Below are 17,427 nucleotides of genomic sequence, written 5' to 3'. Positions count from 1 at the left end.
GAGGAGTTGACGATCACTCGGATCACGCGGACCAGACCGTCTGGTGGTCGTCGGCCCGCTCAAGGTAACGTTTCCATTCCCTGGCGATCACACGGTGGCGCACGCCACATGAGGGAGTCAAGAGGCGCGATGGTAACGTTTCCCGGATCAACATCCGGAACAGTGTGGGCAGTTCCGGAGTCGCTGAGCACGCTCGGGCGGCGGCTGTCCGGCGAGTTGCGGGGTGGTCCGGCGGGGGACATCGTCGAGCGGTGCCTGACCAATACGTGGGCTACGTCGATGAGTTGGGGGGATTCGTCGGGCGGGCTGCCAGTCGGGGTGTCGGGCGCGTCGTCAGAAGTCTTCGTGAAGACCGGCGACATCCCGGCGATGTGGCTGCGGGACAGCACGGCGCAGGTCCGGCCCTACCTCGCCGTGGCCACGGACCCGGAGGTCGGTGACGTCCTGGTCGGGGTCTCGCGCCGCCAGATCCGCTGCGTCCTGCTCGACCCGTACGCCAACGCCTTCAACGACGGCCCCACCGGCGCGCACGGCGAACCCGGCGATCTGCCCACTCCGGGCGACTGGGTGTGGGAGCGCAAGTACGAACTCGACTCCCTCTGCGCGCCGTTGCAGCTCGCGTACGCGATCCGGCGGGCGACCGGCCGCGAGGACCATCTCGACGACGCGTTCCACCGCGCCGCCTGGCAGATCGTACGGATGTGGCGGGCGGAGCAGTCCCATCACACGCGGTCGCCCTACCGGTTCGTCCGGCCGTCCGGCCCGTTCGCCGGAGACAGCCTGCCCCTCAACGGCCATGGTGCGGCAGTCGGTTGGACCGGGATGGCATGGTCGGGTTTCCGGCCGAGCGACGACGCGTGCGCCCACGGCTATCTGGTCCCGGCGAACGCGCTGGCGTCCGCGAGCCTGCACGGGTTGGCCGAACTGGCCGCAGCCGTCCTCGATGACACCGAACTCGCCCACGAATGCCGGCGGTTGGCCGACGAGATCGACGCCGGGATCCTGGCGCACGGGGTGACCGAGGTCGACGGCGACTCCGTCCTCGCGTACGAGGTCGACGGCCTCGGGGCGGTGCTGATGTGTGACGACGCGAACCTTCCGAGTCTGCTGAGCCTTCCGCTGAGCGGCTGGTGCGCACCGGAGGATCCGCTGTACCGGGCCACACGGCGTTTCGCACTCTCTGAGGCCAACCCTGCCTATTTCAGGGGGCGTTACGCGTCCGGCATCGGCAGCACGCACACGCCGGACCGGCATGTCTGGCCGCTGGCGATCGCCACGGCGGGCCTGACGGGAGACGGGGACGAGGCGGCTCGGGCGCTGGAGACCCTGGCTGCCACCACCGCCGGTACCGGTCTGATGCACGAGAGTTTCCATGTCGACGCGCCCGGTCGATTCACGCGGGACTGGTTCGGGTGGGCGAACGCGATGTTCTGCGAGCTTGCGCTGGAGGTGTGCGGGGGCGGGGTGCGGCATTTCTTTCCGGTGCACCCGCGGGCGTTGCCTGGTGGGTCGGGGGCGGGGGCGGTTGGCGGGGTGGCATGACGTGGCAGCGAACTCCCCTGGCCAGGCTGCCTGTTGCAGAGCAGCACGCCTCATCTCGACTGTCGTCGTCCCGCCCCCCTGAGGAGCCCCCGTGCCGTGTCTCCCCGACTCCGTCCACGTCATGACCGACGACACCCGACCGCGTACGGCCGCTGAGGTCACCGAAGGTGTCTGGATGGTACGCGGCGCCCGAGTCACCGCCGAGCGCACGGCGGACGGGCTGCGGGTGCGCGTTCGCGCCGGTGTCGAAGGGCTGTCGCGGATCGTGTTGCGTTGGCGGGTCGACTCGTCCGAGGACGCGCGGATTCTCGGGGATGCCTGGGAGCGCGGCTACGGCGATCTTCAGTGGCGGACGTTGCAACCGGATCGCCCGCTGCCCTGGTATGTGCTGATCACCGACGGGGCGTTCGGGGGCCCGACCACCGGGTGGGGAGTGCGGACCAGGGCCGGTGCGCTGTGCTCCTGGACTGTCGACGAGGGCGGTATCGCCCTCTGGGCGGACGTCCGGAGTGGTGGGCTTCCCGTGCTGCTCGGTGAGCGCGAGCTGGATGTGGCGACGGTCGTGACCGCCGCCGGCCCGACCCCGTTCACCGCGCACGAGGCGCTCTGCACCGCCATGAGTCCTGACCAACTCCCCTCCACCGGCCCTGTCGTGGGCTGCAACAACTGGTACTACGCCTACGGCCGCGGCTTCGGCCCCGACGCCGTGCTGCGGGACGCGCGGACGGTCGTCGAGTACGCCGATGGGCATCCCGTCCGCCCGTACTGTGTGATCGACGACGGCTGGACCGAGGGCGGCGGCTCCGTGCCCGGCGGCCCGTGGGACGCCGGACTGCCGGGTGTCTTCGACGACATGGGGGAGTTAGCCGCCCGGATCACGGACACCGGCGCCCGGCCCGGGCTGTGGTTCCGGCCGCTGCTGTCGAGGACCGAGACCACCGCCGTACGGCCGGGCATGCTCAGGGATTCCGGTTTCCCGCTCGATCCCTCGCTGGACGTGGCACTCGACACGGTCGCCGAGGACGTGACCCGGTTCCGGAACTGGGGGTACCAACTCATCAAGCACGACTTCTCGACGTACGACGTGTTCGGCCGCTTCGCAGCCCTCTCCCGCCGAACTCGCCTCGCCGGGCTGGTCGTTGGCCGACCGGACCCGGACCAGCGCCGAGATCCTGGTCCGGCTCTACCGCACGATCGCCGAGGCCGCGGACGACACCGTGGTGATCGGCTGCAACACGGTCGGGCATCTCGCAGCCGGCCTGGTGCGGGTGCAGCGGTGTGGTGACGACACGTCCGGGCGGAGTTGGGAGCGGACCCGGCGGATGGGGGTGAACACGCTCGCCTTCCGACTGGCCCAGCACAACCGGCTGTTCACCCTCGACGCGGACTGCGTGCCCTGCACACCGCAGACCGACTGGAACCTCAACCGGCAGTTCCTGGACCTGGTGGCGCGCTCAGGTACGGCCCTGTTCGTGTCGGTGGACCCCGCCGCCCGCACGGACCGTACGGACGCCGACCTGACGGCGGCCGTACGGCTCGCACTGGACGGCGGGACACCCGGTGGTGTCGAGCCGCTCGACTGGCTCTCCACCACCGCACCCCGTCGCTGGCGGTCCGGCCCCGAGACCCTCGTCTACGACTGGGCCGAACCCTGGGGAGCGACACCCCTGGCCGTCTGACCTCAGGGCGTGATGGTCAAACTGCCGTAGTCCGAGAGGTTGGTGAGGTTCGCCTGGCTCAGGGTGGTCACGCCGGTCGTGCCTCCCGGCATCACGATGTGACTCAGGGCCACGCCCGAAATGGGCGCGCCGGGAAGGCCGTTGACGCGTGCGGCGGTCGTACCGGCGTTGCGGACGCGGACGTTGGAGATCGTGACGCCGGTGACCGGCCCGATGCCCGCCGTGCTGCCGGTCATCATGGCGAGCCAGGTCCGGTTGCCGTCGTTACTGAAGCTGAGCCGTTCGATGTCGATGTCGTCGAACTTGAGGTTCGTCGCGGCGGCCGTGCCGTACTTGTGGTGGACGCCGATGCCGACGGCCGCGTCGTAGACGACGACGTGCTGGAAGGTGACCTTGTTCTGCGACTCGTAGACGCCCTGACCGACCTTGACGCCGTAGCAATAGGTCCAGGAGACAAGGTCGTTGAAGGTGACGTTGTCCAGCGGGCGGGGGGTGCCGGGGACCGAGCTGTAGATGTCGGCGCCGGCGGGCCAGGTCTTGGTGCTGAACGGATCGTCGAGGCCGATGCCGATGGCGTGGTCGACGGTGACGTTGGTGGACTCCATGACGTCGATGCCGTCGTTCTCGCCCATGTCGAACCTGTTGAACATCTTGATGTTGCGGAAGGTCATGTCGGAGGAGCGCAGCGGGATGACCGCCCAACTGCTGGACTCCCGGAAGGTGATGCCGTCGACCGTGAAGCCGCTCGTGTAGATCGGGGCGAGGAGGTTCACGCCGAGGTTGGAGGGCGCGAGCGCGGCCTGGCCGTTGCCGTCGATGATGCCGCGGCCGTAGATCTTGATGTTCGTCGAGGAGTACCGGGTGGAGATGAACCAGGTGAGGTCGCGGCCCTGCGAGGTCTTGTGTCCGTTCACCACATAGTGACTCGCCTCGCCCGTGTAGCGGAGGACCGCGCCTGGGGCGAGATAGAACGCGAGGTTGCTGCGCAGATAGAGATTGCCCAGCGTGTAGACGCCGGCCGGGACGTACACGATGCCCTGGGTGCCGTTCGCCGAGCCGTACGCGGCGGCGTCATCGAGAGCGTCCTGGAAGGGAGTTGTGGTGTAGGCGCCGGTGTTCGGCTGGGCCGAGTAGGGCGCGCTCTGCACGTTGAAGATGCCGGTGCCGCTGGTCGCCGGGCGGTTGGTCTCGGCCGGGTCTGCGGCGATGACCAGGTTGGGGCGGCCGTCGAGCTTGACGATCAGGTACTCGTCGTTCTGGACGGTGAAGGTGAGGGTCGGGCCGCTGACGGTCCCCGTGATGCCCAGCTTCTGCGGGCTGATGCTGTACGCGCCGATGGCCGTGTTGTTGAGCTTGGTCACCGAGACGGTGGCCGTGCCTGTCCCCAGGGCGAGTTGGGCGATGTCGTACCCGGTGTACTTGGTGACCGGCACGGACGTGCCGTTGACGGTCAACCTGTAGTCGGTGGACGCCGGGTAGATGGAGGGGACCGGGTACGCCGACACCGTGCCCGCCGCGGCCTGTGCGGGCTGTGGGGCGCCGAAGAGTGCCGCGACGCCGAGCAGGAGGGCCGTCAACACGAGGGCCAGGGGGCGCAGTACGCGCTTCTCGGTTCCGTCGGCCGCGGTCAACAGCCGTCTGTCGGCCGTGATCAACGGCCGTCTCATCGACGATCTCATCCGGGGGGTCCTCCTGCAGTCACATCGGTGGGGGCACGTGAGACGGAATGGAAACGTTGCCAGTGACATGACCACACTAATGGTCTGGACCGCAGATGCCTATGTGCTGTGCCGGGCCGGCGTCACTCCCTTGTCACCTCAGGACGAACCTCCGTCGCCCAGGACTCAACTCCCGCAAACAGAACGGCGATCCCTCGGTCCGCTCCCGAATCGCTGCCATATTCGAGAACCACTTCGGAGGTGGCTGTGACGCTAGAGGCGACAACATCCCTGACGTCAGTGACAGACACGGCGGACCGCACCGCCGGACGCATCGCCGACCTGGAACACCGGCGGGCACAGGCAGTTGCCACGGCCGCGCCGAGAAGACAGGGCGCTCTCGGTGCGCGGGAGCGCATCGAACGCCTGCTGGACGCGGGCTCGTTCGCGGAGACCGGCGGCTTCGTGCGGGCCCGGGCCGTCGGTGACAGCGCCCAACGCCCTTACGGCGACGGGGTCGTGACCGGGTACGGGACGGTGGACGGACGGCCGGTCTGTGTCTTCGCGCAGGACTCCACGGTCTTCGGCGGCAGCATGGGCGAGGCCTTCGGCGAGAAGACCGTGGCCCTCATGGAACTCGCCCTGAAGACCGGCTGCCCGGTCGTCGGCCTCAACGACTCCGGCGGCGCCCGTATCCAGGAGGGCGTCAACTCCCTCGCTCTCTACGCCGAGTTGGTGCGCCGGAATGTGAAGGCGTCCGGGGTGATCCCGCAGATCTCCGTCGTCCTGGGCCCGTGTGCGGGCGGTGCCGCGTACTCCCCCGCGATCACCGACTTCACCGTGATGGTGGACGGTGCCTCGCACATGTTCGTCACCGGGCCCGACGTCATCGAGGCGGTCACCGGTGAACGCACCACCGCCGAGGAGCTGGGCGGCGCCCGCACCAGCAACTCCGTGAACGGCAACGCCCACTTCCTCGCCGCCGACGAGGGCGACGCACTCGACACCGTACGCGACCTGCTGTCGTACCTTCCCGCCAACAACCTGGAGCGGCCGCCGGAGTACGCGCCCGGTTCCGTCGCCGACGGCACCCCGCTCGACGAGGTCGTGCCCGACCGGCTCGGGCAGGCCTACGACATCCGGGACATCCTGCACGCGGTCGTCGACGACGGTGAACTCCTGCACGTCCAGGAGCTGTTCGCGCCGAACATCATCTGCGCGCTGGCCCGGGTCGAGGGGGCGAGTGTCGGGGTCGTCGCCAACCAGCCGCTGCACTCGGCCGGTGTCCTCGACATCGACGCCTCCGAGAAAGCGGCGCGGTTCGTACGGTTCTGCGACGCGTTCGGCATCCCGCTGCTGACCTTCGCCGATGTCCCCGGCTACCTCTCCGGCGTCCGCCAGGAGCGGGGCGGCATCATCCGGCGCGGCGCCAAACTCCTCTACGCATACGCCGAGGCGACCGTCCCGAAGGTCACCGTCGTGGTCCGCAAGGCGTACGGCGGCGGGTACGCGGTGATGGGTTCCAAGCACCTCGGCGCGGACCTCAACCTCGCCTGGCCCACCGCGCGGATCGCCGTCATGGGTGCTGAGGGTGCCGTGGGTGTACTGCACCGGCGCCAACTCGCCGCCGCCGCCGACCCTGAGGCGCTGCGGGCCGACCTCGTCACCGCGTACGAGTCCACGCACGGGACGCCGTACCCGGCCGCCGAGCGCGGATACGTCGACGACGTGATCGCCCCGCGCGACACCCGCGCCCATGTCAGCCGCGCCCTGCGCGCCCTGCGTGGCAAGCGCGCCCCGATGCCGGAGCGGCGGCACGGCAACATCCCGCTCTGACCGTCCTGTTCACCTCGTTCACCCTCGTCAGCCGACACCGCGATGTTCCGCGATGTGAGGAGTCACACCCGATGGACAGCCGCCGCCCCCCGCTAGCGCCCGCGTACCGGACCCTGCCCGAGTACGTGCGGCACTGGGCCCAAGTCACCCCGGACCGCCGGGCGTTCACGTTCGTCGACCACCCCGCCCCCAACTCCCGTGGCGTGCACCGCATTCTGACCTGGCAGCGCCTGGATCTCCGCGTACGCGCACTGGCCGCACGGATCGCCGAGCACGCCGAACCCGGTTCGCGGGTCGCCCTGTTGTGCCCGCAGGGCACGGACTACATCACCGGTTTCCTGGCGGCGCTGACGGCCGGGATGGTAGCCGTACCGCTGTATCCGCCCGGCCTGCCTGGGCAAGGCGACCGGCTGGTCGGGGTGTTGGGCGACGCGCGCCCGTCCGTCGTGGTGACCACGGACCGCGCTCTGCCCGAGGTGACGGACTTCTGCGAGCGCGCGCAGGTGACAGTCCTCGCGGCGGACCGGGTCCCGGACTCCGCCGCCCTCGACTGGCAGGCACCCGCGCCGGATTCGGCTGCGACCGCCTACCTCCAGTACACCTCCGGCTCCACCCGCGCTCCGGCCGGTGTGGAGATCACGCACGGGAACGTCGTCGCCAACGCCCGCCAGGCACTTGCCGCTTACGGCGCCGACGCGCACCCGATGACCTGTGTGGGCTGGTTGCCGCTCTACCACGACATGGGGCTGGTGCTGAGTGTCGCGGCACCGGTCGTACGGGGCCTGCTGTCGGTGGTCATGGACCCGGCCGCGTTCCTGCACGAACCGGTGCGCTGGCTGAGGCTGTTGGCCGCGCATCCGCAGGCGCTGAGTGCCGCGCCCAACTTCGCCTACGACTACTGCGCCTCCGCCGTCACCGGGGCGCAGAAGGAGGGGCTGCGGCTGGACGGGGTCGCCGCGCTGATCAACGGCAGCGAACCCGTCCGGCCCGGCACCGCCGACCGTTTCCGGGCCGCGTTCGCCGCGCAGGGGCTCGCGGCGGGGGTCCACTGTCCGTCGTACGGGCTCGCCGAGGCCACCGTCTTCGTCAGCGCCGCCCGGCCCGGCCGCCCGCTCGGCCGCATCGCCCTCGACCGCGACGCGCTCGCCGCCGGGAAGGCACTGCCCGCGCGGCCCGAGGATCCGCGAGCCGTGCTACTGGCCGCCTGCGGTACGCCAGTTGGGCAGCGGGTGCGCATCGTCGATCCGGTCGCCCACGCCGTGCTGGCCGAGGGGGAGGTCGGAGAGATCTGGGTACAGGGTCCCAACGTGGGGCGGGGCTACTGGAACAACTCCGTGCAGACCGAGCGCGTCTTCGGCGCCGTGCTCGGCGAGGAGGCGCCGGGCGGTTGGCTGCGCACCGGCGACCTCGGGACCGTGCTGGACGGGCAGTTGATCGTCACCGGCCGGCTCAAGGACCTCATCGTGATCGACGGCCGCAACCACTACCCGCAGGACGTGGAGGCCACCGCGCAGGACGCGCATCACGCCGTACGACGCGACCGGCTCGCGGCGTTCGGGGTGCCGGGCGGCGCGGGCGAGCGGGTGGTGGTGGTCGCCGAGCACGCGCGTACGGCCAGCCTCGCCGACATCGACGTACCGGCCCTGACGCAGGCCGTACGCGCGGCCGTCTCCGCCCGGCACGGGCTGCGGCTCGCCGATGTCGTCCTCGTCGCGCCGGGCACGGTCCCCCGCACCTCCAGCGGCAAGGTGTCCCGGGCGCTGACCCGCACCCGCTATCTGGAGGGCGCCTACGCGGCGGAGACCGCCGTATGACGACCGCCGACACGAGAGCCCTGCTGCGCCGCCGGATCGCGGAACGGGTCGCCGAGTGGAACAACATCCCTGTGGACGACGTCCCGTTGGACCGACCGCTGGCCGAGCTCGGCATGTCCTCGCGGGACGCGGTCGTGCTGGCGGGTGAGTTGTCCGCGCTGACCGGGCACGAGTTGCCGGCGACGCTGCTGTGGGAGGCGCCGACCGTGGGCGCGCTGGTGGAGCGGGTGTGCGGTACGGCCGCGCGAACTGCCGCGGAGGAGGCCCCTGTTGCTGTTACGCCGGGCGAGCCGGTGGCGGTCATCGGGATCGGCTGCCGACTGCCGGGCGGGGTGCGCGGTCCGGCCGACTACTGGCAACTGCTGCTCGACGGCGTCGACGCGATCGGCCGGGCCCCCGAGGACAGACGGGCCGACTTCACGGCGTTCCCGCCGCCCGAAACCCCGCTGTACGGCGGCTACTTGGACGACATCGCCGGGTTCGACGCGGACTTCTTCCGCATCACCCCGCGTGAGGCGGCGGTGATGGACCCCCAGCAACGCATCCTCCTGGAGGTCGTGCGCGAGACCCTCGACCACGCCGCCGTCACCGCAACTTCCTTGGCGGGTACGGCCACCGGCATCTACGTCGGTGTCTCGGCCCCGGAGTACGGACAGCTCACCGGCGCCGACGCGAACGCCGTCGACCCGTGGGCCCCGGCGGGCGCGGCACTGAGTGTGACGGCGGGCCGACTGGCGTACGTCCTGGACACCCGCGGTCCCAACATGGCGGTGGACACGGCCTGTTCGTCCTCGCTCGTCGCCGTGCACCAGGCCTGCGTCAGCCTCCGCACCGGCGAGACCGACACGGCGATCGCCGCCGGAGTCAACGTCCTCCTCTCCCCCGTCGTCGGCGTCGCCTTCGAACGAGCGGGCGCCCTCGCCCCGGACGGCCGCTGCAAGCCCTTCTCCACGGCTGCCGACGGCATCGGACGCGGTGAGGGCTGCGCGGCGGTGCTTCTCAAGCGGCTGTCCGACGCGGAACGGGACGGCGACCGCGTCCTCGCGGTCATCCGCGCGACCGCCGTCAACTCCGACGGCCGTTCCAATGGTCTCCTCGCCCCCAACCCCGCAGCCCAGCAAGCCCTGTTGACCACCGCGTACGCCCGCGCCGGACTCATCCCTGCCCACGTCGACTACGTCGAGGCACACGGCACCGGCACCCCGCTCGGCGACCCGATCGAGGCGGGCGCGCTCGGCGCGGTACTGGGCGCGGGCCGTGACCCCGAACAACCGCTGCTGCTCGGCTCGGTGAAGGGGAACCTCGGGCACCTGGAATCGGCTGCCGGCATCACCGGTCTGGTGAAGACGGTCCTCGCCCTCCACCACGACCTCGTCCCACCGTCGCTGCACGGCAACACCCTCGACGACGCCCGGCTGCGCGTCGTCACCGAGCCCGAACCCTGGCCCCGCTACGGCGGTACGGCCACCGCCGGCATCTCGGGCTTCGGGTTCGGCGGCACCAACGCCCATACCGTGGTGGAGGAATGGCGGCCTGCTGTCCTCCGGGGCGAGGAGCCGGCCGCCCGCCTCCACCTCCTCTCCGACGTCGGCACCGAGCGGGTCCGCGACACCGCGTCCCGTCTCGCCGCATGGCTTCGCACGCCCGAAGGGAGCGCCGTCCGTCCAGCCGATGTGGCACGCACACTGGCGGGGCGGGCCGGGCGCGGGCCCGTACGCGCTGCGGTCGTCGCGCGCGACGGGGGCGAACTGGCCGATGCACTGGGCGCGTTGGCACGGGGTGGCGGCAGCCCGGATGCGCGAGTAGTCACCGGCGACCGTGATCTCGTCGGGCGGGGCCCGGTATGGGTGTTCTCCGGGTACGGCAGCCAGTGGACCGGCATGGGGTGCCAACTGCTCCTGGAGGAACCGGCTTTCGCCGCCGCGGTGGAGAAGGTCGACGCGCAGGTGGCTGACGTGTTCGGCTTCTCCCTCCACGAGCACCTGGTCTCCGCCGGGGATCTCGACCGTCTGGATGTCGCACAACCCGTCCTGTTCGGCGTCCAGTTGGCGCTCGCCGAGCTGTGGCGTGCGTACGGCGTCGAGCCGGTCGCCGTGATCGGTCACTCCCTGGGCGAGGTGGCCGCCGCCGTCTGCGCGGGCGCGCTGGATGTGGCGGACGCGGCCCGGGTGGTCGCCGTACGGGCGCGGCTGCTGGGGCAGTTGCACGGGGGCGCGATGGCCGTCGTGGACCTGCATGACGGTGAACTGGTCTCGCTGGAGCGGGACTTCCCGGGTGTGCACGTCGCCGTCCACTCCTCGCCCCGGCAGAAGGTCGTCACCGGTGACGAGATGGCGGTCGCCCGGTTGGTGCGTCGGTTGGAGGAGCGGGGGTGTGCCGCCCGGGTCATGCGGGTCGTCGGCGCCGGACACTCACCTCAGGTGGACCCGCTGCTGCCGGAACTGACCGAGGCTCTCAGGGACGTCAAGGGCCGGCCGCCACGCATCCCCGTCTACTCCACGGTCCTCGAAGACCCGCGCGGTGCCTGTCAGTTCGACGCCGATCACTGGGCCGCCAACCTGCGCCGGCCGGTGCGTCTGGACCGTGCCCTCGACGCCGCCGCGGCGGACGGTCACACCGCCTTCGTGGAGATCTCGCCGCATCCGGTCCTGGCCAGGTCCGTCGCCGACAACGTGCCCGGCGCCCTCACCGTGGGCACGCTGCGCCGCGACGCGGACGGATCCGCCGCGTTCCTCAAGGAGTTGGGGGCCCTGTACGCGGCGGGACTGGACCTCCCGTTGCCGGGCGGCCGCGTCATCGACCTCCCGGCACCGCGCTGGCGGCACGTCCGGTACTGGTGGACCGACGGCCGAACTGCCGTCGCCACAGCGCCTGCCGCCCACCGCTGGGCCGAGCCGGCACCGGCCGCGGAGGACTCGGTGACCGCCCGCCTCAGCCACCACATCGCCACCGTCACCGGCCATCCGGCGGCCCGCATCACCCCGACCACCGCACTCACGGACCTCGGCCTGGACTCCCTCATGGCCGTCCGCATCCGTTCCGCTCTGCAACGCGACCTCGGTGTCGAGCTACATCTGCGTGACCTGTTCGACGCCGTCACGGTCGCCGAAGTGGCGGAGCATATAAGCCAGTTGACCGACGTGCCATCCAATCTCTCCCCGCTCTTCCTGTTCCACGCCGCCGGCGGGACCACCGACGTCTACCGCGCACTCGCCGAACGCCTGGGCGAAGACCGGCCGGTGCACGGGCTGGACCGGATCGAGGACGCCCACACCGTTTCCGAGAAGGCCCGCCGCTACGCCGAGGTGATCAGCACCGCTCTCACCAACGGGCCTTGCGTGCTTGCCGGTTGGTCCTTCGGCGGCTTCATGGCCCAGGAGACCGCGCGCCAACTCACCGCTTCCGGACGGGACGTCGAACTCGTCGTACTCATCGACTCCGTACGCCCCCTCCCCCAGCCCGACCGCACCCCCGCCGACCGCGTCCGCTCGCACCTCACGGGCTTCGCCCAGCACATCGCCGACACCTACGGCATCCAACTCCCCCTCCCCTACGACGAACTCGTGGCGATGGACGACGACCACGAGCGCATCGACGTCGTGCTGCGCACCCTGCGCGGGGCTGTGCAGGTGCCGCCCGCCGCGTTGGAGCACCAGCGTGCCTCGTACCTGGATCTGCGGATCGGCGAGGCGCATCAACCGGGCCGGTACGAGGGGCGGGTGGTGCTGTACCGGGCCACCGAACCGGCGCCGCACACCGTGCGTGACCCGGCGTACGAACGGGACGACGACGCGCTCGGCTGGGACGAGGTGTGCCCGCGGCTGACGGTCGTACCGGTGGCGGGGCATCACCTGTCGCTGCTCGACCCGCCGTACGTCGACGAGATCGCCGCCCATCTGCGGCGGGTGCTCGCCTCGCCGGAGGGACCCGCCGAACCAGCCTGAGGAGCCGCCATGCCGCACCACCACCCCAACGGGATGTCCCGCCGCGCCGTCACAAGGGCCACCGCGGCCACGGGACTTGCCGTCCTGTTCGGTGCCACGGCCGCCGTGGGCCGGGCCCGGGCCGCGACGCAGGTCTCGGCGCGGACGTTCGACGTGTCCGTGTCGTCGCCCGCGCTGGGCCGCAGCGCGCCGGTGCGGGTGATCCTGCCGTCGGACTTCGACGCGCAGCCCGGTCGGACGTATCCCGTGCTGTATCTGCTGCACGGGGCGCACGACGACTACACGTCCTGGACGCGCGAGACGGACATCGAGGCCTTCACCGAGGGCCGCGATCTGATCGTGGCGATGCCGGACGCGGGGCCGACCGGTATCCCGAGCGCGTGGCGGGACGGTCCCGACTACGAGACCTTCCAACTCACGGAGGTTCCGGCGCTGTTGGCGCGCGACTACCGGGCGTCCGGGGTGCGGGCCGTCGCCGGGGTGTCCACCGGGGGCTACGGCGCGATGGCGCACGCGGCCCGCCACCCGGGGGCGTTCACCGCCGCCGCGTCGTACAGCGGCATTCTCGACACCACGGCCCCCGGGGTGCCCTCGCTGGTGGACGCCATCGTGGCCCGGGAGAACCTGGCGCCGCGCTCCCTCTGGGGCAATCCCCTGCTGGACCTGCTGACTTGGCAGGCCGCCAATCCGCGCGCCCGGGCCGGCGGACTGCGCGGGACGCCCTTGTACGTGTCCAACGGCAGTGGTGTGGCCGGGGGTTCGGGCGACTGGCTGCCCGAGGCGCTGGAGAGTCTGCTGTGGCCCTCCGCACACAGTTTCACCGGTGTTCTCGCGCTGCTCGGCATTCCGGTGACCGCGCACTTCTATTCAGGAGGAGGGCACAGCTGGGCTTACTGGAAAGGGGAGTTCACGACCTCGTGGCCAATGCTCGCCGGTGCGCTGGGGCTGCCGGAGTGATGTCGGTGCAGCCGGGGCACGGAACGGAGCGCAGGGGACGACCGTCCAACACGGGACGTCCCCCTCGTCCCACGGGCAACAGTCCGTGGGCGAGCCGCCTCCGGGGGAAAGGAGTGTCCGTCGTGGCTGTCCCCACCCCACGCGGAGTACCCACCGAGCCCGGAACCGCGCTGGTTCCGCCCGACCTGGCCGAGCTGTTGCGCGCCCAACTCTCCGCCGTCTCCGCGGAGGTGGAGGAGGTGGTCCGCAGACACGTCCCCGAGTACGCGCGGCCGGCCGACGGGACCTACCGCGAGAACCTCAGGTCCGGGGTGGTGCAGGCGCTCACGCTGTTCGTCGACCACATCGCGGACCCGCACGGCCAGAACGCCGCGATGGCGGCGGCGTACTACGAGGAACTCGGGCGCGGCGAGGCCCTGGAGGGCCGCAGCCTGGAGGCGTTGCAGTCGGCGATCCGCGTGGGCGGGCTGCACGCGTGGCGGCTGATGGGCCGTACGGCGGAGGAACTCGGCCTGGATTCCGCGGTGGTGGCCGCGCTGGGAGAGCTGGCGTTCCGGACGGTGCACGAGGTCGCGGAGGCGGCCGCCGCCGGGTACGCGGAGGCGCAGTCGCGCAGCACGGACGAGGTGGAGCGGCGGCGCCGTCGGCTGCTCGAACTCCTGCTGGGTGAGGGGCCGGTGGCCCCGGAGGCGTTGCAGGACCTGGCGCACGGGGCGCGGTGGCGGGTGCCGTCGCGGGTCGCCGTCATCGCGTTGGCGGGTCCCGCGGACCCGCGTGCGGAGGACCGGCCGCCGGCGATGCCGGGCGCGCTGGCGGACATGGAGTCACGGCCGCCGCGCGTGCTGGTGCCGGACCCGGAGGGCTACGGCCGGTTCGGCGGGCGGTCGTTCGTCCTCGGCCTGGGCGGCCGTCCGGCGGCGATCGGTCCTACGGTCCCGGTCGTCGAGGCCGCGCGGTCGCTGCGCTGGGCCACGCGGGCGTTGGGGCTGATGGGCCGCGGGGTGCTGCCCCGGCAGGGCGTGGTGCTGTGCGCCGACCACCTGTCGACGCTGTTGCTGCACAGCGACGAACCACTGCTCGCCCAACTGGAGTTACGGGCTCTCGCTCCGCTCGACGCCGCTTCCGAGGGTCAACGCCCGCGGCTGGCCGAAACGTTGCTCGCCTGGCTGCTCTCCGGCAGCAACGTCCCCGATGTCGCCGCCCGGCTCCATATCCACCCGCAGACGGTCCGCTACCGCCTGCGCCAGTTGGAGAAACTCTTCGGCGCGTCCCTGCACGATCCCGGCACGCGTCTGGATCTGATCCTCGCGCTGCGTTCGGCGGCATTGAAAGAGAGCATCCGCGACTCACGGGGCGGTGAGCGCGACTCACGAGCCGACAAAAACAGAGAGAGTTTCTGAATTCCCGTCCATAACACCGGGTACGGGAACGCGAATACCTTCGGGACAGTCCTTTCCACAGGCGCCGCAAGCGCCCCACCCTCAAAGGATCCCCATGCGTATTCGCTTATGTCTCGCCGCGCTGTCGCTGGTCGGCGGGGCCGGGCTCGCCACCCTCTCCGCACCCGCCGCATCGGCCGCCACCTGCTCGGACCTCGACGTCGTGGCGGCTCGCGGCACCTTCGAGCCGGGCACCCTCGGCCTGATCGTCGGCGACCCGGTGTTCTCCGCACTCCAGAAGAAAATCACCGGAAAGACACTCTCCAGCTATGCGGTGAACTATCCCGCCGACCTTTCCCTGACGTCCGCCGCGACGGGAAACGCCGACGTGGTGAACCACGTCAACGCGCAAGCGGCGGCCTGCCCCAATCAGCGTTTCATTCTCGTCGGCTATTCGCAGGGCGCGAACGTCGTCGACAACTCCATCGGAATCAGCAGCGACGGCGCGGTGGTCGGCAGCCCGATCGTGGCGACCATCCCCGCCGCGCTGGCACCGCGAGTCGCCGCGGTCCTGCTGTTCGGCAACCCGATCCGGGCCCTCGGCAAGAGCGTCACCGGCACCTACCAGAGCCGCACCATCGACTTCTGCGCCAACGGTGACCCGATCTGCCAGAACGGCGGAACGGACGTCCTGGCCCACCTCGGTTACACCTCCGACGCGGACGCGGCTGCCACGTTCGCCGCGGGCAAGGTCTGAGCCGTAGCAATGCACTGATGAGGACCGGGAGTCGATCCTCCCGGTCCTCATCGGTTTCCCGGAACGGCCGTGCAGGAACGGCTACTTGGGTGATGCGGCGAACGCGGCGAGGCTGCTGGAGACAGCCTCGGGGCGGCCGTCGTTCTGGACGGGCGCGGCGGTCAGTACGTCCAAGTGCTGGTAGCCGGGGGCGATCACGGGGTGCAGGTCCGCCGGGATGTGACCGGCGAGCAGCCCGTCGCCGGCGAGGACGGTGAGTGTCGGGTTGGCCGTCAACCCGCCCGGGTGCACGAGGAGTTGCTTCACCTGCGGTGAGGTGGACAGCTCGATGTCGGTGACCAGCTTGGTCGGGAAGTACTGCTCGGTGAAGTCCAGCGGCTGCTCCCCCATGCTGCGGGCCAGTTCGTGGATGTCGGTGACCTCCTTGGAGGCATTGGTGAAGGGGGTACCGTCGGCCGACCGGTACCCGGGGTCGTCGGCGGCGCCGACACGGTCGTAATTCCGCCACGTGTAGAGCGGCCCGTGCGGCTGGTCCGGGATGGCCTTGTACTCGACGCCGAACAACTGCGACTGGTCCGAACTCCCGTTGGTGGCGGGGAAGTTCTTGTCGACGATCGGCCCGCCGTCGAAGAAGCCGACGCTGCTCTGCAGGAACGCGAGGGGTACGGAGTTGTCGTCCATGAGCGACCCGAGCACGGCGTCGTTCGTGAGCCGGAAGTCCTTCACCGCGGGTGAGCCGGTGAGGAACGTGGCCGCGTCCTTGGAGAACAGGAAGCGGTTCGTGGCCTCGATGTTGACGTTGGAGGGGAGATAGGACGGCAGGTCCGCCTCGCCGTCCGGGTTCTGTACGGCGCCCAGGCCGGCGATGGCGAGCAGGGTCATCGTCTCGGGGTTGAGCAGCACGGGCGCGGACAGTGAACGCGACAGCACACCGCTGTCGAGCCCGGCCTGTACGACCGCGTAACCGAGCCCGATGTCAGGCAAGTTGGTGTCGTCCGGGATGCTGCCACTGAGGTCCGACAGGTCGGTGGAGATCGTCGTGTCGAGGGCGAAATACCCGGCGCACTGGTTCTGCCCGGCGTCCGCCGTGGTCGCGGGGTTGCCGTCGAAGTCGGCCGCCGCGAAGTACCCGGTGATGACGCCGCCGAGCGAGTGACCGCCGCACAGCACCTTGCTCTTGCGTACTCCCTGATCGGGCAACTCGGCGACGAGCAGGTCGTATTCGTCCCGTACGGTCTGCTGGATGCCGAGCTTGGCCATCCAGCCGAGCTGGTCGTTGCCGACGAACCCGGCGAAGGTCCGGCCGCCGACCGCCTTGCCCCGGTAGTAGTAGTCGACGGCCGTGTGCTGGTCGCCGGAGGCGATACCGGTGGGATCCTCAAGGCAGTTGGAGCGCCGGTCAAGGGCCCAGAACTCGATGTGCCGTCCCTGCGCGGCGGCTTGGACGACCGTGTTGCGGGCGACGCTGTCGAACGCTCCGGCCCCTTCCAGGATGCCGGGTTGGGCCACGAGGATCCGGTCGGCGTCGGCCGACGCGCTCGGGCCGTCGGCGGAGCGGTAGCGCAGATACGACAGCCAGTCGCACGCCGCCGGACGGGCGCCGAAGGACTGCGGTAACGGCACTTTGACCCGCACCACCGACTCGACCACACCGTCGGCGGGATGCGTCGACGCCACCGGGGTCTCGGTACGGGCGTTCTCTCCCTGGGCCTGTGGAGCGGCCGCGGTGAGCGCGCCCGCGGTCAACAACACCGCGAGCGCGGCACCGCGCCATGTACGTCCTGCGCTCGTGGCTTCGCGCCACGTACGACCTTTGCTCGTGGCTCCGCGCCACGAACTTCCTTTGCTGCGACTCGTGTTC

Annotated in this window: 10 protein-coding genes; 8 read left to right on the top strand and 2 right to left on the bottom strand. The window is 70.8% G+C overall.

All coding sequences use genetic code 11. The features are described from left to right. Window positions 1-108 precede the first annotated feature (108 nt). Together OG504_RS44870 and OG504_RS44865 are read left to right on the top strand one after the other, a co-directional pair. Window positions 109-1,542 (top strand): glycoside hydrolase family 125 protein, encoded by a 1,434-nt coding sequence (locus OG504_RS44870; protein WP_405994911.1) that lies wholly within the window; start codon window positions 109-111, stop codon window positions 1,540-1,542. Between the two features lie 91 nt (window positions 1,543-1,633). Then, window positions 1,634-2,827, top strand: a complete 1,194-nt coding sequence (locus OG504_RS44865) for a hypothetical protein (RefSeq protein ID WP_405994910.1) — start codon at window positions 1,634-1,636, stop codon at window positions 2,825-2,827. Window positions 2,828-3,223: 396 nt separating this feature from the next. Here OG504_RS44865 and OG504_RS44860 read toward each other — a convergent pair whose 3' ends face one another. Then, entirely contained in the window at window positions 3,224-4,888 is a 1,665-nt protein-coding gene (locus tag OG504_RS44860) for a glycosyl hydrolase family 28 protein (RefSeq protein ID WP_405994909.1), read from the bottom strand. A gap of 291 nt (window positions 4,889-5,179) precedes the next feature. Between OG504_RS44860 and OG504_RS44855 the strand changes: the two genes are divergently transcribed. From OG504_RS44855 to OG504_RS44830, 6 genes are all read left to right on the top strand, one after another. Continuing rightward, window positions 5,180-6,715 carry an acyl-CoA carboxylase subunit beta gene (locus OG504_RS44855; RefSeq protein ID WP_405994908.1) on the top strand — a complete coding sequence of 512 codons (1,536 nt, stop codon included), beginning with the start codon at window positions 5,180-5,182 and terminating at the stop codon, window positions 6,713-6,715. A 71-nt stretch (window positions 6,716-6,786) separates the two neighbouring features. Continuing rightward, window positions 6,787-8,529 carry a fatty acyl-AMP ligase gene (locus tag OG504_RS44850; RefSeq protein ID WP_405994907.1) on the top strand — a complete coding sequence of 581 codons (1,743 nt, stop codon included), beginning with the start codon at window positions 6,787-6,789 and terminating at the stop codon, window positions 8,527-8,529. Next, entirely contained in the window at window positions 8,526-12,473 is a 3,948-nt protein-coding gene (locus OG504_RS44845; RefSeq protein WP_405994906.1) for an acyltransferase domain-containing protein, read from the top strand. The genes OG504_RS44850 and OG504_RS44845 overlap by 4 nt, the downstream gene beginning before the upstream one ends. Before the next feature lie 9 nt (window positions 12,474-12,482). Further along, window positions 12,483-13,430, top strand: a complete 948-nt coding sequence (locus OG504_RS44840) for an alpha/beta hydrolase (protein ID WP_405994905.1) — start codon at window positions 12,483-12,485, stop codon at window positions 13,428-13,430. Between the two features lie 122 nt (window positions 13,431-13,552). Beyond that, on the top strand, window positions 13,553-14,830 hold the full coding sequence (locus OG504_RS44835; RefSeq protein ID WP_405994904.1) for a PucR family transcriptional regulator: 1,278 nt from the start codon (window positions 13,553-13,555) through the stop codon (window positions 14,828-14,830). Window positions 14,831-14,924: 94 nt separating this feature from the next. Continuing rightward, complete coding sequence (locus OG504_RS44830) at window positions 14,925-15,566, top strand: cutinase family protein (RefSeq protein ID WP_405994903.1); 642 nt, start codon at window positions 14,925-14,927, stop codon at window positions 15,564-15,566. 81 nt (window positions 15,567-15,647) lie between these two features. Here OG504_RS44830 and OG504_RS44825 read toward each other — a convergent pair whose 3' ends face one another. After that, window positions 15,648-17,318 carry a hypothetical protein gene (locus OG504_RS44825; RefSeq protein WP_405996589.1) on the bottom strand — a complete coding sequence of 557 codons (1,671 nt, stop codon included), beginning with the start codon at window positions 17,316-17,318 and terminating at the stop codon, window positions 15,648-15,650. Window positions 17,319-17,427 lie beyond the last annotated feature (109 nt).

It is taken from the genome of Streptomyces sp. NBC_00986 (assembly GCF_045162565.1).
GTDB lineage: Bacteria > Actinomycetota > Actinomycetes > Streptomycetales > Streptomycetaceae > Streptomyces.
The sequence above is the reverse complement of the archived record's forward strand: the minus strand, read 5'-3'. Positions and strand labels throughout refer to the sequence as shown.

Coding starts and splice junctions, on each gene's coding strand:
- OG504_RS44830 (WP_405994903.1), top strand. CDS start 14,925: ATGCGTATTCGCTTATGTCTCGCCGCGCTGTCGCTGGTCGGCGGGGCC.
- OG504_RS44840 (WP_405994905.1), top strand. CDS start 12,483: ATGCCGCACCACCACCCCAACGGGATGTCCCGCCGCGCCGTCACAAGG.
- OG504_RS44860 (WP_405994909.1), bottom strand. CDS start 4,888: ATGAGACGGCCGTTGATCACGGCCGACAGACGGCTGTTGACCGCGGCC.
- OG504_RS44845 (WP_405994906.1), top strand. CDS start 8,526: ATGACGACCGCCGACACGAGAGCCCTGCTGCGCCGCCGGATCGCGGAA.
- OG504_RS44850 (WP_405994907.1), top strand. CDS start 6,787: ATGGACAGCCGCCGCCCCCCGCTAGCGCCCGCGTACCGGACCCTGCCC.
- OG504_RS44870 (WP_405994911.1), top strand. CDS start 109: ATGAGGGAGTCAAGAGGCGCGATGGTAACGTTTCCCGGATCAACATCC.